Annotated in this window: 22 protein-coding genes; 10 read left to right on the forward strand and 12 right to left on the reverse strand. The window is 28.5% G+C overall.

Translation table 11 applies throughout. The features are described 5' to 3' along the window. Positions 1-10: 10 nt before the first annotated feature. The 3 genes from AFAEC_RS09260 to AFAEC_RS09270 are packed head-to-tail and all read right to left on the reverse strand — an operon-like array spanning position 11 to position 1,558. Positions 11-286 carry an MmoB/DmpM family protein gene (locus AFAEC_RS09260; RefSeq protein WP_026805211.1) on the reverse strand — a complete coding sequence of 92 codons (276 nt, stop codon included), beginning with the start codon at positions 284-286 and terminating at the stop codon, positions 11-13. Between the two features lie 30 nt (positions 287-316). Further along, positions 317-1,309, reverse strand: a complete 993-nt coding sequence (locus tag AFAEC_RS09265) for a ferritin family protein (RefSeq protein ID WP_026805210.1) — start codon at positions 1,307-1,309, stop codon at positions 317-319. 15 nt (positions 1,310-1,324) lie between these two features. Further along, the gene (locus AFAEC_RS09270) at positions 1,325-1,558 is read right to left on the reverse strand and encodes a phenol hydroxylase subunit (RefSeq protein ID WP_034216083.1); all 234 of its coding nucleotides are present in this window, start codon (positions 1,556-1,558) and stop codon (positions 1,325-1,327) included. 137 nt (positions 1,559-1,695) lie between these two features. On the opposite strand from AFAEC_RS09270, the gene AFAEC_RS09275 reads away from it, so the two are divergent. Both AFAEC_RS09275 and AFAEC_RS09280 read left to right on the forward strand, forming a co-directional pair. Continuing rightward, the gene (locus AFAEC_RS09275) at positions 1,696-2,970 is read left to right on the forward strand and encodes a sensor histidine kinase (RefSeq protein WP_026805209.1); all 1,275 of its coding nucleotides are present in this window, start codon (positions 1,696-1,698) and stop codon (positions 2,968-2,970) included. Then, complete coding sequence (locus AFAEC_RS09280; protein WP_026805208.1) at positions 2,970-3,728, forward strand: response regulator transcription factor; 759 nt, start codon at positions 2,970-2,972, stop codon at positions 3,726-3,728. The genes AFAEC_RS09275 and AFAEC_RS09280 overlap by 1 nt, the downstream gene beginning before the upstream one ends. A gap of 46 nt (positions 3,729-3,774) precedes the next feature. Here AFAEC_RS09280 and AFAEC_RS09285 read toward each other — a convergent pair whose 3' ends face one another. The 3 genes from AFAEC_RS09285 to AFAEC_RS09295 form a co-directional block, all read right to left on the reverse strand. Next, the gene (locus tag AFAEC_RS09285; protein ID WP_026805207.1) at positions 3,775-5,271 is read right to left on the reverse strand and encodes an aldehyde dehydrogenase family protein; all 1,497 of its coding nucleotides are present in this window, start codon (positions 5,269-5,271) and stop codon (positions 3,775-3,777) included. Between the two features lie 136 nt (positions 5,272-5,407). Then, positions 5,408-6,475 (reverse strand): class II fructose-bisphosphate aldolase, encoded by a 1,068-nt coding sequence (fbaA, locus tag AFAEC_RS09290; protein ID WP_026805206.1) that lies wholly within the window; start codon positions 6,473-6,475, stop codon positions 5,408-5,410. Positions 6,476-6,484: 9 nt separating this feature from the next. Next, positions 6,485-7,291, reverse strand: a complete 807-nt coding sequence (locus AFAEC_RS09295; RefSeq protein WP_026805205.1) for a peptidylprolyl isomerase — start codon at positions 7,289-7,291, stop codon at positions 6,485-6,487. Between the two features lie 195 nt (positions 7,292-7,486). Between AFAEC_RS09295 and hsrA the strand changes: the two genes are divergently transcribed. After that, positions 7,487-8,167 carry a homeostatic response regulator transcription factor HsrA gene (gene hsrA, locus AFAEC_RS09300; protein ID WP_026805204.1) on the forward strand — a complete coding sequence of 227 codons (681 nt, stop codon included), beginning with the start codon at positions 7,487-7,489 and terminating at the stop codon, positions 8,165-8,167. Positions 8,168-8,303: 136 nt separating this feature from the next. Beyond that, the gene (locus AFAEC_RS09305; RefSeq protein ID WP_225442372.1) at positions 8,304-9,455 is read left to right on the forward strand and encodes a HAMP domain-containing sensor histidine kinase; all 1,152 of its coding nucleotides are present in this window, start codon (positions 8,304-8,306) and stop codon (positions 9,453-9,455) included. 12 nt (positions 9,456-9,467) lie between these two features. On the opposite strand, the gene AFAEC_RS09310 is transcribed toward AFAEC_RS09305, so the two are convergent. The 6 genes from AFAEC_RS09310 to AFAEC_RS09335 form a co-directional block, all read right to left on the reverse strand. Next, on the reverse strand, positions 9,468-9,908 hold the full coding sequence (locus AFAEC_RS09310; RefSeq protein ID WP_026805202.1) for a CoA-binding protein: 441 nt from the start codon (positions 9,906-9,908) through the stop codon (positions 9,468-9,470). A gap of 10 nt (positions 9,909-9,918) precedes the next feature. Then, positions 9,919-10,956, reverse strand: coding sequence for a DHH family phosphoesterase (locus AFAEC_RS09315; RefSeq protein ID WP_026805201.1), 1,038 nt, complete (start codon positions 10,954-10,956; stop codon positions 9,919-9,921). Beyond that, entirely contained in the window at positions 10,956-11,354 is a 399-nt protein-coding gene (locus AFAEC_RS09320; protein WP_026805200.1) for an RrF2 family transcriptional regulator, read from the reverse strand. Before AFAEC_RS09320 ends, AFAEC_RS09315 begins: the two co-directional genes overlap by 1 nt. A gap of 121 nt (positions 11,355-11,475) precedes the next feature. After that, positions 11,476-11,748: a 30S ribosomal protein S15 gene (gene rpsO, locus AFAEC_RS09325; RefSeq protein ID WP_026805199.1), complete on the reverse strand. Its 273-nt coding sequence runs from the start codon at positions 11,746-11,748 to the stop codon at positions 11,476-11,478. A gap of 99 nt (positions 11,749-11,847) precedes the next feature. Beyond that, a complete protein-coding gene (gene moaA, locus AFAEC_RS09330; RefSeq protein ID WP_026805198.1) occupies positions 11,848-12,819 on the reverse strand; it encodes a GTP 3',8-cyclase MoaA in 972 nt (323 codons plus the stop codon). Positions 12,820-12,831: 12 nt separating this feature from the next. Beyond that, on the reverse strand, positions 12,832-13,749 hold the full coding sequence (locus AFAEC_RS09335) for a glycosyl transferase (protein ID WP_026805197.1): 918 nt from the start codon (positions 13,747-13,749) through the stop codon (positions 12,832-12,834). A gap of 85 nt (positions 13,750-13,834) precedes the next feature. Between AFAEC_RS09335 and AFAEC_RS09340 the strand changes: the two genes are divergently transcribed. From AFAEC_RS09340 to AFAEC_RS09365, 6 genes are all read left to right on the forward strand, one after another. Continuing rightward, positions 13,835-14,500, forward strand: a complete 666-nt coding sequence (locus AFAEC_RS09340; RefSeq protein WP_026805196.1) for a Crp/Fnr family transcriptional regulator — start codon at positions 13,835-13,837, stop codon at positions 14,498-14,500. Next, positions 14,497-15,489 (forward strand): type IV pili methyl-accepting chemotaxis transducer N-terminal domain-containing protein, encoded by a 993-nt coding sequence (locus AFAEC_RS09345; RefSeq protein WP_026805195.1) that lies wholly within the window; start codon positions 14,497-14,499, stop codon positions 15,487-15,489. Before AFAEC_RS09340 ends, AFAEC_RS09345 begins: the two co-directional genes overlap by 4 nt. A 123-nt stretch (positions 15,490-15,612) precedes the next feature. Then, positions 15,613-18,423 (forward strand): nitrate reductase catalytic subunit NapA, encoded by a 2,811-nt coding sequence (gene napA, locus AFAEC_RS09350; protein WP_026805194.1) that lies wholly within the window; start codon positions 15,613-15,615, stop codon positions 18,421-18,423. A gap of 9 nt (positions 18,424-18,432) precedes the next feature. After that, entirely contained in the window at positions 18,433-19,236 is an 804-nt protein-coding gene (napG, locus tag AFAEC_RS09355; protein ID WP_026805193.1) for a ferredoxin-type protein NapG, read from the forward strand. Continuing rightward, positions 19,233-20,036, forward strand: a complete 804-nt coding sequence (gene napH, locus AFAEC_RS09360) for a quinol dehydrogenase ferredoxin subunit NapH (protein WP_026805192.1) — start codon at positions 19,233-19,235, stop codon at positions 20,034-20,036. The genes napG and napH overlap by 4 nt, the downstream gene beginning before the upstream one ends. Beyond that, complete coding sequence (locus tag AFAEC_RS09365; protein ID WP_026805191.1) at positions 20,033-20,635, forward strand: nitrate reductase cytochrome c-type subunit; 603 nt, start codon at positions 20,033-20,035, stop codon at positions 20,633-20,635. The genes napH and AFAEC_RS09365 overlap by 4 nt, the downstream gene beginning before the upstream one ends.

Genomic DNA, 20,635 nt, shown 5'->3' on the forward strand with positions numbered 1-20,635 from the left:
TTATTTAATATTAATTATTCCAATAAACTATAAACTCTTCATCTGTCTCATCAACTTGTCCACCTAAAGAAATCAATACTAACTGTAACTCTTCTGGATTCCAATCTCTTCCTAAAGCTTGAGATACTGTTGAAGCTTTTATAGTTATTCTTTCTGGCCGCTCAATTTGAATCATTGCTGGTTTATTTGTAATTATTACACCCTCATTATCTTCTTTTATAGCTTCTGCTATTGCTCTTCCATCTTCTGTTGCTTGAAGACATAATAATGCTATACTTGCTGACATATATTCACCTTTTTATTTAATTTATAAGTTTTATAAACTTATTCCTGATTTATTTAATCTTTCAATTAATTCAAGCTTCACTCTTGATATTGATTCTTTAGGATTACTTGAAAATGTAGCTAGTGATTCCATTGAATTTTCAATAATTTCTATATCCTCTTTTATCCAAGAAGTTAATAATTCTCTATTTTCATTTGATTCATTTACCATAACTTTTAAAACACTATCTAGCCATTTAACTGTCTCTTCATAACAAGAAACTATAAATTCACTCAACATTGAAAATGTCATTTCATCATTTTGTATTAACTCTTTTGAAAACTCATTAATCATCAAAGGAATTACAAAAGCGTCAAAAACAATATTTTGTTTAACAAATAATCTAATTGGGTCTTTTTCTACAAGTGAATCTTCAACAGCTTTTCTTAAACCTTGCCATTTAGGACAATTTAACCAAGCTTCCTTTCCTGCATCTAATTTTGAAACATCATTCTCACTAAGAAGTAAAATAATTTTTGTTATATGTTGAGCCATTCCAATTCTATCTTCTGCATGAAATAGACAAGCACTCATCATAGCTGTTCCATAAACTCTATCTACAATTGTAAGATTATTCATATTTGCACCATATTCATAATGTCTTAATGGTGTTAAATAATCATATACTTTTTGTAAATTATCTTTTTTAATAAAATTAACTAAACCTCTTTTTTCAATAAACTCAAAACTTTGCTCATTTGCGGCATTTTGTGAAGCTCTTGTTGAAACATATGACATATAATGAAACTTTCTTGGGTCTAATAAATCATACCAATCATTCATTTTAATTTTTGTTCTATTTTTATCATAGATTTCAAATTCAGGTTCCCATTGTGGTCTATAATGAAAATTCTCAGTTGGTTGTGCATCAAGAACAGCTTCTTCATATCTTGAAGCTGGTCTATCTTCACCTAACCTTTTAGCAACATGTTTATATGTATGTCTTTTTGGTTCAATTTCAATACTTGCAATATTTAATTCCATATTCTCTCCTTAAATTTAGTTTAAACCATATTTCCAATGGTTATTATCAATTAGTAGCTCTTCTTCTTGCTCTTTTGTAAAAAAAGATACTCTATTGTTTTGACAAAACTCAATAAAAGCTTTGTGTGGTAACATAAGTTCTACATTCATAATAGCTTCACCTACTGCAAAATTAAACTCTACAAATCCATTATTCTTTAAATCTATGACTTGTACAAATTTTTTCTCATTTGGCATAAGTTCGTACATAAGACCTCCTAAATGGCTTAATAATTTATCTCTTAAAACAATCGAATAGTAATTAAACAAAATCGCAAATTATTCGCAAAAGAAAACAAATGAAATAAAATTTGTTAGAATACATAAAAAAGATGAAAGGCAATTATATGAGTTTAATAAAGAGAAATTTTCTAAATAACAACAAACATATTCCTGCTAAATTTTCAGTTTTTTATCTGATTATCGGTGTAACTTTTATCTATTTTATATATGACCAACTTAGCAATAGTTATAGTTCAACCCTAAATTTACTATTTATCTTTCTTATTTTTAGTGTTTTCTTACTATTTTTTATATTAACTCATATGCAAAAAGCTATACAAAGAGTCTATAAATCTTATATAGAGTTAAAAGATAAAGATAAAGAGAGATTAATTCCTTATGAGTTTGTATTAAACAATTCTGTTGATTCTATCTATTGGTTTACAATAGATGCAAAAATAGTATATTTAAATGATACTGCTTGTAATATTTTGGGCTATGGAAGAGATGAATTAATAGGAAAATATCTTGAAGTCTTTGATACAAATTTCAATAGACAAACAGCTATAGAGACTATGCAAAAGATAAAAAATACTAATAACTTTCTACTTGAAACAACTCAAAGAAAAAAAAGTGGAGATATTTTTCCTGTTGAAGTATCTGGACATAGTTTTATTTTTGAAGGCAAAGAGTACATTTGTGCATTTGGTAGAGATATTACTAAAAAACAAGAGATAAATAAAAAAATTAAAAATATGAATTTAGAAATTCAAAGATCTTTAAATGAAAAAGAGGTTTTATTAAAAGAGATTCACCATAGAGTTAAAAATAATATGGAAATTATCTCATCTTTATTGGCTATGCAATTAAGAAGAGCAGATGATGATAAGATAAAATATATTTTAAGACAAGCTAAAAGTAGAATAAATACTATGGCATTAGTACATGAGTTTTTATACTTAGGTGAAAATTTAGCCTCTATAAATCTACAAGATTATATAAAAAGATTGGTTCAAGATATAAAAGAGTTATATATATCTCAAAATACAAAATTGGAAGTAGATTTACATATAGATAAAATAATTTTTTCAACAAATAGATGTATTCAAATTGGTATGGTTATCCATGAACTATGTGTAAACTCTTTAAAATATGCTTTTAAAGAGGATAGAGATAATCTACTTTGTATTCATATAAAAAAGATAGGAGATAAAATCAATGTAAAAATCAGGGATAATGGAGAGGGTTTAAAAAATATAAATAGCCTATATAAAAGTGAATCCATAGGAATGCAATTAATTCACTCTATTGTAGAAAACCAATTAGATGGAACTCTAGATTTTAAAAACAATAGAGGATTAGAGTGTAATATTATATTTTCAAAAGAAGAGGAAGAGTAATGAGTAAAGTAAAAATTCTAATAGTAGAAGATGAATCAATTATTGCCCTAAATTTAAAAGAGAATTTGGTAGATTTGGGATATGAGCCTTGTGGAATTGCACCAAATAAATGTAAAACTCTTAGTATTTTAGAAAAAGGGGTAGTTCCTGATTTGATTTTAATGGATATCTATTTAAAAGGTCCAACAACAGGTATTGAATTAGCAAAAGAGTTAAAAATCACTATGCCTTTTGTTCCTGTTGTTTTTTTAACTGCAAACTCTGAACTTGCAACAATAAAAAAAGCTTCGGAGGCTTTTGCTTATGGTTACTTATTAAAACCTTATAAAAAGTCAAACCTTCATGCAGCAATAGAAATAGCACTAAGCAAAGCAAAAGAGGATAGACAAAAAAATATAAAACTAGATGCTATTGAGAATGTAAATAAAACTTTAATTCATAAATTAGAGTTAAATCAAGAGCAAAAATCACGGACTATTCAACTTAAATATGGTTATTTATATGATAAAGAGAAAGAGATTTTATATTATGGAGATGAACCTGTAAAACTAACATCAAAAGAGATAAAAATTATAAAATATCTTTGTGAAAACCCTGGACACAATGTATCTCAAGAGCAACTTGAATATGCTATTTGGCAAGATGAACCAGCTGGTTATGCAGCATTTAGAAGTGTACTATTTAGACTAAGAAGTAAAATACATAAAGATTTAATAGTAAATCAAAATAATACAGGTTATAAAATAGAACTTTTATAAACTTTGAGCTATTTTTAAGCCCATAAAATATGGGCTTAATTATATTTTAGAAGAATCCTAAAGCTTTTGTATTAAAAGAAGTTAATATATTTTTTGTATGTCTATAATTATTTAACATCATCATATGTGTTTCTCTTCCAATTCCAGATTTTTTATATCCTCCAAAAGAGGCATGAGCTGGATATAAATGATAACAATTTACCCAAATTCTTCCTGCTTCAATAGCTCTTGAAGCTCTATGAATTTGATGAGCATCTCTTGACCAAACTCCAGCACCCAAACCATAGATTGTATCGTTTGCTATTTGGATAGCCTCTTTTTCATCTTTAAAAGTTGTAACAGATAAAACTGGTCCAAAAATCTCATCTTGGAAAATTCTCATCTTATTATGTCCTTTATAGATTGTTGGCTCTATATAAAATCCATCTGGATTTATAGTTGAATGATAAATATCTCCACCAACTAAACACTCAGCACCATCTTCTTTTGCAATTTGTAAATATTTTGCAATTTTCTCTTTTTGATTTAGTGAATTTTGAGCACCCATTGTATTTTCTGTATCAAGTGGATTTCCTAATTTTATAGCTTTTACTCTTTCAATAACTCTTTTTATAAATGGTTCATAAATTGACTCTTGAATCAAAGCTCTTGAAGGGCAAGTACAAACCTCTCCACTATTAAATGCAAATAAAACTAACCCTTCTATTGCTTTATCAAAAAACTCATCATCTTCTTGCATAATTGATTCAAAGAAGATATTTGGAGATTTTCCACCAAGCTCCAAAGTTGAAGGGATAATATTTTTTGTGGCATATCTCATAATCTCTTGCCCTGTTGATGTTTCTCCTGTAAATGCCACTTTTTTAATATCTGGATGTGTTACAAGATATTCTCCTATTTTTCCTCCTGCTCCATTTATAACATTTATAACACCTTTTGGTAATACATCTTTTATTAAATCTAAGAATAGTAAAATTGAAAGTGGTGTTGAACTAGCTGGTTTTAATATCACACAATTTCCAGCAGCAATAGCAGGTGCTAATTTCCAAGCAGCCATTAAAAGTGGAAAATTCCAAGGAATAATTTGTGCAACAACTCCATAAGGCTCATAAATTTCTTGAGAGATAGTATTTTCATCTAAATCAGCAACTGTTCCAGACTCTGCACGAATTACTGATGCAAAATATCTAAAATGGTCTATAAATAGTGGTAAATCTGCATTTAAAGTCTCTCTTATAGCTTTTCCATTATCTAAAGTTTCTGCAACAGCTAAAGTTTCAAGATTTGCTTCAACAACATCAGCTATTTTATTTAATAAAGCACTTCTTTGTGTAACTGATGTATGTTTAAACTCTTCAAAGCCTTTTTTTGCAGCCTCTATTGCTAAATCTACATCTTTTTCATTTGATCTTGGGATTTTTGTAAGAGCTTTCCCATCAACTGGTGAAATATTTTGGAAATACTCTTTACTATTTGGAGCAATCCACTCTCCACCTATAAAATTTTCATATTGTTCTTTGTATTGTGGTCTTTCATAAATCATAATAAACTCCTTTATTGATATTAAGTATCAAAATACTAACATATAAAAATAGCATTAGAGTTACAATAACATAAAGAGATTTATTTTATAAGATTTTGTATCTATTTGTTACAAATAGATACAAAAAAAGAGTTTTTTAGTTTTTATTTAAAGCTAAAAGGTCACTAAATGCAGTTTCAAGTCTAGCAATCATAGTCTCTTGTCCTGCTCTTAGCCATTTTCGTGGGTCATAATAGTTTTTATTTGGCTTATCTTCACCTTCAGGATTTCCAATTTGTCCTTGTAAATACCCTTTATATTTAGCCTCATAAGCTCTTACTCCATCCCAAGTTGCCCATTGTGTATCTGTGTCAATATTCATTTTAATAACACCATAAGAGATAGCTTCTCTAATTTCACTTAAAAGAGAACCTGAACCTCCATGGAAAACAAAATCAACAGGATTTTTAATAGTTTTAAACTTCTCTTCAATAAATTTCTGAGAATTATCTAAAATTTTTGGACTTAAAACTACATTTCCTGGTTTATATACACCATGAACATTTCCAAAACTAGCAGCTATTGTAAAATTTTCTCCAACTTTACTAAGCTCTTCATAAGCAAATGCCACCTCACTTGGTTGTGTATAAAGAAGTGCATTATCAACATCTGAGTTATCAACACCATCTTCTTCTCCACCAGTAATTCCAAGTTCAATTTCAATCATCATATCAAGCTTATTCATCTTCTTAAAATACTCAACACAGATTTCAATATTCTCTCCAAGACTCTCTTCACTTAAATCTAACATATGAGATGTAAAAAGAGGTCTTTTTGTTTTTGCAAAGTGTTCAGCTCCAGCTTCAATTAATCCATCAATCCAAGGTAAAAGTTTTTTTGCAGCATGATCTGTATGTAAAATAACAGGTATTCCATAAGCTTTTGCCATAATATGAACATGGTTTGCTCCACTAATTGCACCTAAAACAGCAGCATCAGCAGTTTTTAAACCTTTTCCAGCATAAAAACCTGCTCCACCATTTGAGAATTGAATAATAACTGGAGATTTTACCTTTGTTGCGGCTTCTAAAACTGCATTTACTGAATCTGTTCCTACAACATTTACTGCAGGAATTGCAAAACCTTGCTCTTTTGCAAACCTGAAAAGCTTTTTAGCTTCACTTCCTGTTAATACTCCAGCATTTACAACATTTAAAACACCCATCTAATCTCCTTATTTAATTACGATTTTTGCGTCTTTTCTTAAATTCTCAATAAGCTCTTTTACTTTTTTACCAAAACTATTTCCAATTAAAACTTGATTAATTTCTCCCTCAACTTCATTATATGCTAATACTTTTCCTGGGAATTTATCTTTTAATAAAATAACATGGTAACCAAATTGTGATTTAACTGGAGATTTTGAATATCCACCTTTTGTTAATAATTTAACTGCATTTGCAAACTCTGGAACCATTTGTTCAGCTGCAAATTTTCCTAAATATCCACCATTACTTTTTGAAGGATCTTTTGATTTAGCTTTTGCTAACTCTTTAAATTTTGCCTCTTTATTACTAGCTTTATTTAAATCATTTATAATTGATTGAGCTTCTGCTTCAGTATCAACTAAAATATGACTTGCTTCAAAAGTTTCTGGAATATTAAACTTATCTTTATTTTTTTCATAAAAATCTTTTTTTTCAGCATCACTAAATTTTAGTTTATCAACCTCATTTTTTTGCCAAACTTGAAATGCTAAATCTTCTTTAATTTTTCCTATAGCTTCAACATATTGAGCATCTTTTTCAATACCATCTTTAATTGCTTTTTTTGCTAATAATTTTTTATTAATAGCCTGATCAACAACTTGTGTTCTAGCTTCTGCTGGAATTTTATCAAGATCTATTCTTGGGTCTTGAATAATCATCTCAATATCTTGTTTTGTAATATTTTCTCCATCAACTGTTGCATAAATTTCTGCAGCATTTAATGCTGAAGCTAATGCCAACGATGCTACAAAGCTTGTAACTATTTTTTTCATTTTTTTCCTTAGAATTTAATTTGCGGTATTTTATCTATTTTGAGTTAATAAATAGTTTATTTATCGCTATTTTTAAACCATATTTATGAATATATTTACAATTTTTAACATTTAGCTTAAAAAAGCTTTAAATTTTGAATTTTTTATGATATACTTGCGAACAAATTTAAGATTAAATTTAACTTAAGGATTTTTATGAGAATTTTAATAATTGAGGACGAGATTACATTAAATAGAACTCTGCAAGAGGGATTGACTGATTTTGGATATCAAGTTGATACTGCAGAAAACTACAAAGATGCTGAATATTTTATAGATATTAGAAACTATGACTTAGTTTTAACAGATTGGATGCTTCCTGATGGAGATGGGATTGAATTATGCAAAATTGTTAAAAATAGAAGTTCACGAACTGCTGTTGTAATTATTTCAGCAAGAGATGATAAGGAAAGTGAAATTGAAGCACTAAAATCTGGTGCTGATGATTTTATTAAAAAACCTTTTGACTTTGATATTTTACTAGCAAGAATTGAAGCAAGACTAAGATTTGGTGGAACAAATATTATTGAAATTGATGATTTAGTTATAAATCCAGATGAAGAAAAAATAGAATATGCAGGTGAAGAGATTGAACTAAAAGGTAAACCTTTTGAAGTTTTAACACACTTAGCTAGACATAGAGACCAAATTGTAAGTAAAGAGCAACTATTAGATGCTATTTGGGAAGAGCCAGAACTTGTAACTCCAAATGTTATTGAAGTTGCAATTAACCAAATTAGACAAAAAATGGATAAACCTCTAAATATCTCAACTATTGAGACAATTAGAAGAAGAGGTTACAGATTTTGTTATCCAAATCAAGCAGAAGATAAATAACTTTTAAATTTGCAAAATGGAGAGTAAAAGCATTTATAAACAGTTTTATAGAAAACTAATATTTGCTTCCTCTTTGTTTATAATAATCCTCTCTTTTATCTTTTATGAATATGCCAAAAGCTCTTTTTATGATAATATGCAAGAAAATTTACTTTATCAAGCAAAAAAGATAGAACAAGGGTATATAAAAGATAGTTTTAAGCCAGTAAAAACACAATCTCAATCTATAGAACTAATATCAGAACATATACAAAAAATAGAGTTTTTAAATTTTCAAAAAAACGATGAATATTATTTAAAACTAATTTATCCTTTAGTAGATGGTACAGCTTTACAAATTACAAAAGATATAACCCTTGAAAGAAATCTTTTATACTCAATTATTTTTAAAAATCTTTTTATTTTGGCAATTCCAGGTTTTATTTTAATGCTTTTATATTCACTTATTGTTTCAAAATCACTTTTAAAACCAATTATGCAAATAAATAAAAAATTATCAAATATGGATGAAAAGAGCTTAAGTCAAATTGATACAAAAGATTTACCAGATGAATTTTTAACTCTTGCAAACTCTATTAACTCTTTGACAAATAGAATTGCAACTTATGTAAAATTTAAAAAAGAGCTTTTTGTAGGAATTGCTCATGAGCTTAAAACTCCACTTGCTGTTATGAAACTAAAAAATGAGCTATTGCTTAAAAAAAGTAGAGAAAAAGAGGAGTATGAAGAGGCTTTAAAACTTACAGTTAAACAAATTGATGATATGAATATAATGATTAGCTCTATTTTAGACATTGGAAGAACTGAAGGAGCACAATTTGAAAGTCCTATTGAAATAGATTTAGTTGATTATATAAAAAGAAAAACTAATGATTATAAAATGCTTTCAAATCAAAGAGGAATTGATACAATTTTTACATCAAATGTTTCAAGTTTACATACATCTATTAGAATAACTCTATTTAATCAAATTTTGCAAAACTTTGTTCAAAATGCCATAAAATTTACCCCTGATAACCATAAAATCTTAATAAAACTAAAAAAAATAGATGAGAAAATAGTTATAAAAATAATAGATGAAGGTAGTGGAATTGATGAGAATATAGATGTTTTTGCTCCTTTTAAAAAAATGGGAACTAAAAATGGAGTTGGATTAGGACTTTATTTGGCCAAAATTGCAAGTGATGCTTTAAATGCAAAAATATCAATAAAAAATAGAAAAGATAATATTAGTGGATGTGTTGCAAAAATAACTTTTTACAACACAGTTAATCCTACTCAAACTTAAAAATCAAAAGAGTTAATTAAATATAGCCTTATGCTCTATCTTTGTACATTTATTTTGAACAACATTAAGCCCTGCACTCTTTGCCTTTTGTGCAGCTTCATTGTTTGCTAAACCTAATTGAAACCAAACAGTTTTAATATTTTTTTCATCTTTTATTTTTAAAACTTCATCTACAACTTTAGCAATAGCATCTGGTTTTCTAAAAATATCAACCATATCTATATCAAATGGTATTTCAACCAAGCTTCTATAAACTTTTTCACCTAAAATCTCATCTTCTTTTGGATAGATTGGAACTATTTTAAAACCAGCATTTTTTAAATACTCTGCCACTCTATACGATGCTTTTTCACTATCTGGAGAAAGCCCAACTATTGCAATAGTTTTTATCTCCTCAAAAATAGCTTTTATCTCATCTTTATTTGAGTTTACTGTTGGAAATTCGCACTCCATAATATTCTCCTTACTTTAGATTGTCAAGTTTTTCTTGAACATACATTTTAACTGATAAATAATCAATACTCTCTTTAAAATCTTCAAACTTTCCACCACTTGCATTTATGTGTCCACCACCATTTGCAATCTTTTGGGCAAGAAGTGAAACATCAAGTTTTCCATCAGCTCTAAAAGAGGCATTTCCCTTTTTATTGATATCTATAAAAAAGTCATAATCTTTATTTGCTTTTAAAAATGTATTAGCAGGAATAGAAATAGCACCTAAACAATAAGTTAAAAGACCTTTTTGCTCTTTATAAACAACTGTTAATTCTTCTTTGATAGTTTCAAGAGTTTTTACAAGATATTTTGCACTTAAATTATCCAAAGTATCATCAAAATTATCAAGTTTTAAGAACTCTTTTTTTAAAAAATGAACTTCATTATCTAACTTTATATTTGCATTCTCAAAACTTAAAAAATCTTTTGCTTTTTCAAGTAAATAAAATTTGTACTCTCTATCAAGATTAGGAAATAGTATAGAGTTTATCTCTCTTGCTTTTATAAGCATTGACATTAAAACTTTTCCAAACTCAAAATTATCTCTCTCTTTTTCAAGCCAAATATCAACTGCATTTATACAATTTACTAAGCTTTCATAGTTTTTGATATTAGCATTAAACTTTTCTAAAAGATAATCATAAACTATCTTTGTAGCACATCTTTTATCATCTAAAAAATACCAATCAAATTTTTCTGCACTCTTTTTACCAGTTATATGATGATCTAAAAGCTGTAAAGTTACTTTGAAACCATCACTATTTAATCTATTTATCTCTATATCTAAATCGATACTTTCTTGTAAAGTTAAATTCAAATCACTAATAATTAATAAAATCTCTTCATCTTTGTGATTTTTAATATCTTCTAAAACTTTTGAAATACTAAGTTTTACCTCTACTCCATAATTTGCATTAAAATAGTGAGTTTTAGAGAAAACTTTTGATGTTAGAAATTGGCAAGAGAAACCATCTAAATCTGTATGCGATATATGAAAAAGTCTCATTATGCTATATCTTTTAGAGTTAATTGTGCTAAAAAATCATTTACTCTAAATTGTAAATTATTTAAAAGTGGCCAAATGTTACAAAGTTTTGCTTTATTATTTGGGCAAGAATCAATCGAGTCAGAACACTCAAAAACCATAGGATTTCGCTCTTCAGCAGCTACAACTATCTCTAAAATTGTAAGTTGATCTATTGGTTTATTTAAAACAAAACCACCATTTACTCCTCTATGAGATATAACCAATTCTGCTTTTGCTAAATTTTGCATTATTTTTGCTAAAAATGATTTAGAGATTTCAAGCTCTTTTGATAAAATATCTACATTTATAGGTTCTTGATGTTTTGCAATTGATATTAAAGATAGTAGTGCATATTCACTTTTTTTTGTTAATAACATATTATAATTTTTCCATTATTCATAATTTTTCTTTATTCTACAAAAACTATGATTAATCTTTGTGTATAAAAAAAGGGACTATGAAAAACCATAGTCCCTTTTTTAAATTTCTAAAGAAAAATTATTTTGCTCTAATTCCTAAAGAAGCAACTAATTCAGTAAATCTTGCATAGTCTGTTCTTCTTAAATATGTTAAAAGTTTTTTTCTTTTTCCAACCATTTTTAATAGACCTAATCTTGAAGAGTGATCTTTTTTAAATACTTTTAAATGCTCTGTTAAAGTTTTGATTTGCTCTGTTAATAGTGCAATTTGAACTTCAGCTGAACCTGTATCTCCATCTTTTTTTGCATATTTTGCTATAATACTTGCTTTTAATTCCTGATCTAAAGCCATTTTGACCTCCTAATAGGTATAATGTAAATTTATTTCCAAATGAAAATAGGTGCGAATTTTATATAAAGTTTGCTTTATATTTACTTTAAATTTCTTAAATTATCCACCTGTTTGATAAAAAGCTCTTCCTGAAACTTTATTATCACTTGCATTTGACCATCTATTCTTTTCTGGTTTATTTTTTAAAACTAACTTTAAAACTTCTGTTGCTTTATCTATATCATTTGCTCTTATTGCCTCTTTTATACTCATTGCATCTTCAAAATATAAACAAGGAATCAAAAAACCTTCAGCTGTTAATCTAATACGATTACATGATGAGCAAAAATCATCTTTGTGTGGTTCGATTATTCCAAACTCATATCCATCTTCTAAAGCATAATATTGAGCTGGAGAAGTTGTATCTCTTAGAACTTTTACAAAATTTGGATATTTTTTAGAAATAATTTCTAAAATTTCATTCGAAGTTAAACCTTTTGCACTATTTTTTGCAAAAGAGTTCTCCATAAACTCAATATATCTAACTGGAAAACCCTCTTTTTTACAAAACTCTAAAACCTCTAAAATATCAATATCATTTATCCCTTTTAAAGGTACACAATTTATTTTTATTTTTAATCCTACCTCTTTTGCTTTTCTTATACCTTCTAAAACTGTATCTAAAACATCTTTTTGTGCTATTTGTTTTGCTCTTTCTTGATTTAAAGTATCAAGAGATATATTTATTCTTTTTAATCCTGCATTTTTTAATTTTTGTGCCATTTGTGGAAGTAAAAAACCATTTGTCGTAAGAGCTAAATCTATATCACTTTTATAATCACTTATTAATTTTATAAAATAATCTAAATTATCTCTTAAAAGAGGTTCTCCTCCTGTGATTCTAACCTTTTTTATACCCTCATCAATACTTACTTTTATAAATTTAAATAGATCTTCATAAGATAATAAATTCTCTCTAGGAACCCAAGAAAATGGTTTCTCTGGCATACAGTAATGACATCTAAAATTACATCTTTCAGTTACAGATACTCTTAAATAGTCATGCTTTCTTCCAAATCCATCTATAAGCATTCAAATCCTTTTTTAATTTAACCTTTGCCAAGCTTCATCAAGATTAGCTACTCTTTTTGCGAAAATAAGATATAAAGCTACATTAAATTTCGCTAATTTTAAAATCTCATCATCATAATTTCTTAAAATATTTAAATTCTCTTCCAAAGTTATATTTTCAAAAGTTCTATCAAAATTTATTCCATAATCTTTTAAGAAAAACTCTGTTTCCAAAATTTGTCCATCTTTTTTTTGCCAAAATTTTGAATCTTTAAATATTTCAATATCACCTTCATTTCCTCTTATAACCGTAATATCTTTAAAATCATTTTCAAACATATCAAGATATTTAGATACATAAGGCTTATGAAATGCCCCACAAACTCCATATTCACTCTTAGATGGATTTAAAAGCTTTTCAACTGTATTAAAAGCTGTTCTTAATCTAAGTTCATTTCTAAGAGATGTTAAACTACTTAGTTCGTTTAAGTATTCTACTCTATCAAAGTAGTGTAAATATTGACCCTTGTCAAAATTTTCAAATATATCTTTTGTAGTAATTCCTTTTTTTGCTGGTTGTAATAAATCTCCACTAATAACAAGATTTAATTTTTCTACATCGCTATTTTTTTTGAAAAACTCTTCTAAAATAGTCTCATATAAAGGAAATAAATATGGGTATTTTTCTCTTCCATCAAAGTTATATCCTAAATTCAAAGAGTTTGGAACTTCTTTATATTTAATAAAACTATTTAAAGCTTTAATTGCTCCTTTAAACTCTTCACTAGTCTCAAGTTTTACTCTCCAAGCAATCAAAAAAGCACCTATTTGTGCTTCTGTTAGTTCTTGCTTTAATATCTGTCTAACTATTTCATAACTCTCATCAAAAGTTAAATCTCTATTTCCTTTAATTCCAGTTCCAACTGCTTTTATAAAAATTCTAAAATCCATTGTCTCTCCGATTATATAGCGTTTTAATTGTCTTTTGTACAAGCTTAATATATACTTGCTTAAATAAAACTATTTAGGGATTTTTATGACACTTCAAGAGAGTATTCAAAGTTTAGATTTTTTTAAAAATCTAAATAATAATCAAATAGAATTACTAAGCAATTTTTCACATATATCAAAATATGACAAAGATACAATTTTATTTTATGAAACAGATGTAAAAAATCATCTTCTTTTTTTGGTTAGTGGCTTAATAAAAATTTATAAATATGATAAATTTGATAATGAAATATTTTTATATCATATTTACTCTAATTCACTTATTAGTGAACTTAGCTCTATTAATAGTAGTGATATTTACTGTTTTTCAAATGCCTCTTTTATAGAAGATTCAATAGTTTTATCTGTAGATTTTTTAAAACTACAAGAACACTTTTTAGATAATAATATTCTTGTAAAAGAGCTTATGAACTCTCTTTTAAATAAGAGTCATCAACTTCAATGTTTAGTAAATAGAGAGTTGGTTTTTGATGCAACAGCAAAAGTTGCTTATATGTTAGTTCAAGATTTAAAAATGTTTAATAGCTTAAAAAGACAAGAAGTTAGTTTTATGCTACACATTCAACCTGAAACTTTATCGAGAGTTCTAAAAAAACTTTCAAGAGATGATATAATTGATATTGAAAATCAAGAGATTATAATTAAAAATAAATTTGCATTAAATTCAATTTTTACGGGGGTAGCAATATGAAAAAAAGTAGCATTAGTACAAAAATCAAAATATTAGGAATTTTATTTACTCTTTTAATGAGTAGTATCGTTACAACAACAATCTATTTAAATAATAAAAATCAAAAAGATGCAATGATTATAAATATTGCTGGAAAACAAAGAATGCTAACTCAAAATATCTCTAAAAATATATTCTACTTATACTCAAATAAAACAGCTAATCAAAATGAACTAGATGAGAGTATAAGCGAGTTTATATACAACCTTTCAAGTCTAAAAGGTGGTAATAATTTAGATAAATTAAAAGATTCCCCAAATATAAAAATAGATAAACAGATGTTAAAAGTTGAACTCCTTTGGACAAATTTTCTTAAAAATATAGAACTCTTCAAAGAGCTACTTTTAGATGAATCTAAAAAAGATGAACTTACAAATATTGTAAACAATATTTATAATTCAAACTCTATTTTGTTATCTGAAGTTGATGCTCTTGTAAGCCTTCATACAATAAATAGTGAACAAAAAATAAACTTTTTAAAAAATACTCAATATTTCTTCGCTCTTTTAATAGTTTTACTTATTTTATATAGTTTTTTAGAGCTAAAAACTATGGAAAAAAATGCTCTAAAATTTATTGAAGAGTCTAAAAAAATAATGGATCAAGATTTAGAAGAGCCTTTAAAACCACTAAAAATTGAAGCTGAAGGAGAATTAATAGAAGCTAGTAATATGTTCAATAGCTTTTTAAATAAAATAAATAGTGCAATTATTGATTCAAATAGTGCCCTAGAACAATCAAAAAATGCTTCATATAAACTAGAAGAACTAACAAGCGAATTTGATGAGATTATAAATGAACTTCAAGATAAAAGTGATATCTCAAAACAGCTAAATAGAAGTGAAGATATAGCTATTCAAACTCAAGAACAACTCCTTCACTCAAATAAAAGATTAATGGAACTTAAAAACGAACTTGAAAAAATTATGCTATTTTGTAAAAGTAAATAGTTTATTTATTTTTACAACTTATAAATTACTTAATTGATTAAATAATTTGACTAGTGTCAAGGCATTTAATTCCCCTATTTGTTAATATTTATTGTTTAAAAATTTATTTCAAAAGGAGAAGAAATGTCACTTTCAAGAAGAGATTTTCTAAAAAGTTCAGCAGTAGCAAGTGCAGCAGCAGCTATTGGTATGAGTGTACCATCAGAGCTTCAAGCACAAGCATCTAATGCTGAAAGTGGTTGGCGTTGGGATAAAGCAGCCTGTAGATTTTGTGGAACAGGTTGTGGAATTATGCTTGCAACAAAAGAGGGAAAAATTGTTGCAGTAAAAGGTGACCCAGCAGCTCCTGTTAATAGAGGGCTTAACTGTATTAAAGGATACTTTAATGCAAAAATTATGTATGGAGCTGATAGACTTAAAACTCCTCTTTTAAGAGTAAATTCTAAAGGTGAATTTGATAAAAAAGGTGATTTTGCTCCAATATCATGGAAAAGAGCTTTTGATGAGATGGAAAAACATATTAAAAAAGCTTTAAAAGAGAAAGGTCCAGAAGGAATTGGTGTATTTGCTAGTGGTCAATATACAATTATGGAAGGTTATGCAGCGCTTAAAATGATGAAAGCTGGATTTAGATCAAATGCTATTGATCCAAATGCAAGACACTGTATGGCAAGTGCGGTTGTTGGGTTTTATCAAACATTTGGTATTGATGAGCCAAGTGGTTGTTATGATGATATTGAACTAACAGATACTGTTGTTTGTTGGGGTTCAAATATGGCTGAAATGCACCCTATTTTATGGTCAAGAGTAACTGATAGAAAATTAAGTGATCCTGAGAAAGTAAAAGTTATAAATATCTCTACTTATAGACATAGAACTTCTGATATTGCTGATATGGAAATAATTTTTACTCCAAATACAGATTTAGCTCTATGGAATTATATTGCTAGGGAGATTGTTTACAATCGTCCAGAAGCTATTGATTGGGATTTTGTAAAAGAGCATATTGTTTTTGCTGCAAGTCCAGTTAATATTGGCTATGGAATGAGAAGAAGTGACGAGAAATCTATAATAGATGGAAAATATTCAAAAGCTGAAATGGAAATAATTTCTAAAGAGATGGAAAAAACTGTCTCTGAAACAGAAGCTCCAGCTCTTGCTCCTTATGGATATAAAGCTGGTGATAAAATGGTAAATAAAAACACTGGTCTTGCTCACTGGGAGATTAGTTTTGAAGAGTACAAAAAATTCCTAGAACCTTATACTCTTGATTATGTTGCAAAAATCTCAAAAGGAGACCCTGATGAAGATATTGAAGTATTCAAGAAAAAACTTCAACAACTAGCAGATTGGTATATTGAAAAAGATAGAAAAGTTGTAAGTTTCTGGACAATGGGAATGAACCAACACACAAGAGGAACTTGGGTAAATACACTTTCATATAATGTTCACTTCTTACTAAATAAACAAGCACATCCTGGAAGTGGAGCATTCTCACTAACTGGACAACCTAGTGCTTGTGGAACAGCAAGAGAAGTTGGAACATTTACGCATAGACTTCCAGCAGATATGATGAATGAAAATCCAAAACATAGAGAAATTACTGAAAAAGTATGGAATGTACCACTTGGAACTATAAATCCAAAAGGTACTCAACATATTATGAAAATTCATAGAGATATCGAAGATGGAAATATAAAATTTGCTTGGGTAAATGTTTGTAACCCATATCAAGACACAGCAAGTGCAACTCACTGGATAAAAGCAGCAAGAGAGATGGATAACTTTATCGTAACATCAGATGGATATCCTGGAATTTCTGCAAAAGTATCAGACCTTATTTTACCATCTGCTATGATTTATGAAAAATGGGGTGGATATGGAAATGCTGAAAGAAGAACACAACTTTGGAGACAACAAGTAGTTCCTGTTGGAGATGCTATGAGTGATACATGGCAATGGGTAGAGCTATCTAAAAGATTTACAGTAAAAGATGTTTGGGGTGAACAAAGCTTACTTAGTACAAATGGTGAGGTAAAACTTCCAAGTATGATTGAGGCTGCAAAAGCTATGGGATACAATGAAAATACAACAATGTATGAGATTTTATTTGCAAATAATAGAGCAAAATCATACAAAGCAGACCAAAAAGACCCAATACAAGCTGGTTTTGATAATAGTGAAGCATTTGGAGATAATAGAAATGTACTAGGAAGTGATGGAAAACCATGGAAAGGTTATGGATTCTTTATCCAAAAATATCTATTTGAAGAGTATGCAGATTTTGGAAGAGGACATGCACACGATTTAGCAGATTTTGATACTTATCATAAAGTAAGAGGGTTAAAATGGCCAGTTGTTGATGGAAAAGAGACATCTTGGAGATTTAATACAAAATATGACCCTTATGCAAAACTAGCAAATCCAAATAGTGATTTTGCATTTTATGGAACATTAGCAAAAGAGTTAGCTCAAGGAGATTTATTAGGAGTTAAAGACCAAACTAAAAAATCTCTAAAAAATAAAGCAAAAATCTTTGCAAGACCATATATGGATCCACCTGAAATACCAAATGAAGAGTATCCAGTATGGCTTAGTACAGGAAGAGTTTTAGAACATTGGCATAGTGGAACTATGACTATGAGAGTTCCAGAGCTTTATAGAGCAGTTCCTGAAGCACTTTGTTATATGCACCCAGAAGATGCAAATAAATATGGTGTAAAACAAGGTGAACTTGCATGGGTTGAAAGTAGAAGAGGAAAAGTAAAAGCAAGAGTTGAAACAAGAGGGAGAAATAGACCTTCAAGAGGATTAGTTTTTGTTCCTTGGTTTGATGAAAAAGTATTTATAAACAAAGTTTGTTTAGATGCAACTTGTCCACAATCAGGTCAAACAGACTTTAAAAAATGTGCGGTAAAAATTTACAAAGCATAAGGATAAAAGATGAATATAGTAAAAAACTATCAAGAAGATAGAAGAAAATTTCTTCTTAAAAGTGCTAGAGCATTAGGTCTAGCTATTCTTGGTGGTTTAACTTGGAGTGCATATTTAAGTGAAGTAAAGGCTAGTTCTTTAATACTTAGACCACCAGCAGCTCTTGCTGAAAGTGATTTTTTAGCAACTTGTATTAAGTGTGGTCTTTGTGTAGAAGCTTGTCCTTTTGATACACTAAAATTAGCAAAACCTGGTGATAATTTACCTTTAGGAACTCCTTTCTTTGTTCCAAGAGATATTCCTTGTTATATGTGTGTTGATATTCCTTGCGTTCCTATTTGTCCAACAGATGCACTAGATGAGAAAAAAGTAAGAAATAGTGAAGGTGCATTTGAAATAAAACAGATGCAAATGGGAGTTGCTGTTGTTGATATAAAATCTTGTGTTGCTTTTTGGGGAATACAATGTGATGCCTGTTATAGAGCCTGTCCAATTTTAGGAGAGGCTATAGAGATAGTTTATGAAAAAAATGAACGAACAGGAAAACATGCATTTTTAAAACCAGTTGTAAATACAGATATTTGTACAGGTTGTGGGCTTTGTGAAAAAGCCTGTATTACTGAAAAACCAGCAATTTTTGTACTTCCACGAGAAGTTGCTCTTGGAAAAGCAGGAGACCACTATATTAAAGGTTGGGATGAAGAAGATGAAAAAAGAGTAAAAAATGCAACAATAGAGAAAACAAAAACAAATATCAATAAAAAGAATGCAATAGATTCGCTAAATAGTGATATGAAGGATTTATTAGAATGAAAAAGTATAGATTTTTAATAGCTAGAAGATTTACACAAATCTCTATTTTAGTTCTTTATAGTCTTGCAAATATATATGGAATAAATATCTTAATGGGAAATTTAAGTGCCTCATTAATTTTTGAAAAAATTCCATTAAGTGACCCTTTTGCAGTACTTCAAATGTTATTTGCAGGTGCAATATTATCTTTTGATATTTTACTAGGTGCTTTTTTAGTAGCTATATTTTACTTTATTCTTGGAGGACGAGCATTTTGTTCTTGGGTATGCCCTGTAAATATAATAACAGATTTTGCAAATTATTTAAGAAGAAAGTTTAATTTCCAACAAATTCAGAAGAATCAACCAGCATCAAGAAATATTAGATACTGGGCAGTTGCACTTACTTTGATTTTATCAATAGTTACAGGAGTAACAGCATTTGAACTTGTATCTCCTGTATCTATGGTACATAGAGGAATAATATTTGGTCTTGGATTTGGTTGGGCTACAATTTTAGTAATATTTTTGTTTGATCTATTTGTTTTAAAAAATGGTTGGTGTGGGCATATTTGTCCTCTTGGTGGATTTTATTCACTAATTGGAAGATTTAGCCTAATTAGAGTTCATCACGACCACGAAAAATGTACTGCTTGTATGAAATGTAAGGTTGTTTGTCCTGAAGTTCAAGTACTTCATATGATTACAAAATCAAGTGAGCCTGTATTACAAGAGTGTACTTCTTGTGCTAGATGTGTTGAAGTGTGCGACGATGATGCACTTAATTTTTCAATAAGAAACTATATAAAGGATAAAAAATGAAGTTAGGAAAATTAACTTTAAGTCTATTTGTAGCTGCGATAGTTACAACAATTAGCTTTGCTGCAACAAAAACTATAAAAGATGATTCTATTGGTCTTAGACAAGATACTTTATTCTCTGAAGATAAAGTTGTAAGTGATGAGACAAAATATGGGACAGATCCAGCTGGTGGAAGTACAAAAATTAAAAGAGCATTTGAAAATGCTCCACCTATGATTCCACATGATACAGAAGGAATGCTTCCTATTACAATAGATAATAACCAATGTACAGCTTGTCATGATCCAGCTGTTGCAGAATCAATGGGAGCAACTCCTATTCCAAAATCTCACTTTACAAGCTTTAGAGAAGCGGTTGCTATTGCTAAAGATGGTAATTTAGAAAGAGATGGAAAAGAAGTAGCAAATAGTAGTGATTTAAAACCTATTATTAAACCTTTAGATCATTTATCAAATGCAAGATTTAACTGTTCAGCTTGCCATGCTCCACAATCTAATAGTGTAAATGTTCCAAAAAACAACTTTGCACCAGAATTTAGAAGTAGCGATTTAAATGATAAATCAAACTTAATTGATGTTGTAACAGAAGGTGTAAAATAA

Origin of the sequence: Aliarcobacter faecis, from assembly GCF_013201705.1 — a bacterium.
Taxonomy (GTDB): Bacteria; Campylobacterota; Campylobacteria; order Campylobacterales; family Arcobacteraceae; genus Aliarcobacter; species Aliarcobacter faecis.

What these genes read in the sequence shown, in the direction of transcription:
- AFAEC_RS09265 (WP_026805210.1), bottom strand. Translation starts at nt 1,309, where the DNA reads ATGGAATTAAATATTGCAAGTATTGAAATTGAACCAAAAAGACATACA.
- rpsO (WP_026805199.1), bottom strand. Translation starts at nt 11,748, where the DNA reads ATGGCTTTAGATCAGGAATTAAAAGCAAGTATTATAGCAAAATATGCA.
- AFAEC_RS09295 (WP_026805205.1), bottom strand. Translation starts at nt 7,291, where the DNA reads ATGAAAAAAATAGTTACAAGCTTTGTAGCATCGTTGGCATTAGCTTCA.
- AFAEC_RS09275 (WP_026805209.1), top strand. Translation starts at nt 1,696, where the DNA reads ATGAGTTTAATAAAGAGAAATTTTCTAAATAACAACAAACATATTCCT.
- AFAEC_RS09315 (WP_026805201.1), bottom strand. Translation starts at nt 10,956, where the DNA reads ATGAGACTTTTTCATATATCGCATACAGATTTAGATGGTTTCTCTTGC.
- AFAEC_RS09345 (WP_026805195.1), top strand. Translation starts at nt 14,497, where the DNA reads ATGAAAAAAAGTAGCATTAGTACAAAAATCAAAATATTAGGAATTTTA.
- AFAEC_RS09260 (WP_026805211.1), bottom strand. Translation starts at nt 286, where the DNA reads ATGTCAGCAAGTATAGCATTATTATGTCTTCAAGCAACAGAAGATGGA.
- AFAEC_RS09365 (WP_026805191.1), top strand. Translation starts at nt 20,033, where the DNA reads ATGAAGTTAGGAAAATTAACTTTAAGTCTATTTGTAGCTGCGATAGTT.
- napA (WP_026805194.1), top strand. Translation starts at nt 15,613, where the DNA reads ATGTCACTTTCAAGAAGAGATTTTCTAAAAAGTTCAGCAGTAGCAAGT.
- AFAEC_RS09270 (WP_034216083.1), bottom strand. Translation starts at nt 1,558, where the DNA reads ATGTACGAACTTATGCCAAATGAGAAAAAATTTGTACAAGTCATAGAT.
- AFAEC_RS09320 (WP_026805200.1), bottom strand. Translation starts at nt 11,354, where the DNA reads ATGTTATTAACAAAAAAAAGTGAATATGCACTACTATCTTTAATATCA.
- AFAEC_RS09285 (WP_026805207.1), bottom strand. Translation starts at nt 5,271, where the DNA reads ATGATTTATGAAAGACCACAATACAAAGAACAATATGAAAATTTTATA.
- AFAEC_RS09280 (WP_026805208.1), top strand. Translation starts at nt 2,970, where the DNA reads ATGAGTAAAGTAAAAATTCTAATAGTAGAAGATGAATCAATTATTGCC.
- moaA (WP_026805198.1), bottom strand. Translation starts at nt 12,819, where the DNA reads ATGCTTATAGATGGATTTGGAAGAAAGCATGACTATTTAAGAGTATCT.
- AFAEC_RS09305 (WP_225442372.1), top strand. Translation starts at nt 8,304, where the DNA reads ATGCAAGAAAATTTACTTTATCAAGCAAAAAAGATAGAACAAGGGTAT.
- AFAEC_RS09340 (WP_026805196.1), top strand. Translation starts at nt 13,835, where the DNA reads ATGACACTTCAAGAGAGTATTCAAAGTTTAGATTTTTTTAAAAATCTA.
- hsrA (WP_026805204.1), top strand. Translation starts at nt 7,487, where the DNA reads ATGAGAATTTTAATAATTGAGGACGAGATTACATTAAATAGAACTCTG.
- AFAEC_RS09310 (WP_026805202.1), bottom strand. Translation starts at nt 9,908, where the DNA reads ATGGAGTGCGAATTTCCAACAGTAAACTCAAATAAAGATGAGATAAAA.
- AFAEC_RS09335 (WP_026805197.1), bottom strand. Translation starts at nt 13,749, where the DNA reads ATGGATTTTAGAATTTTTATAAAAGCAGTTGGAACTGGAATTAAAGGA.
- napH (WP_026805192.1), top strand. Translation starts at nt 19,233, where the DNA reads ATGAAAAAGTATAGATTTTTAATAGCTAGAAGATTTACACAAATCTCT.
- fbaA (WP_026805206.1), bottom strand. Translation starts at nt 6,475, where the DNA reads ATGGGTGTTTTAAATGTTGTAAATGCTGGAGTATTAACAGGAAGTGAA.
- napG (WP_026805193.1), top strand. Translation starts at nt 18,433, where the DNA reads ATGAATATAGTAAAAAACTATCAAGAAGATAGAAGAAAATTTCTTCTT.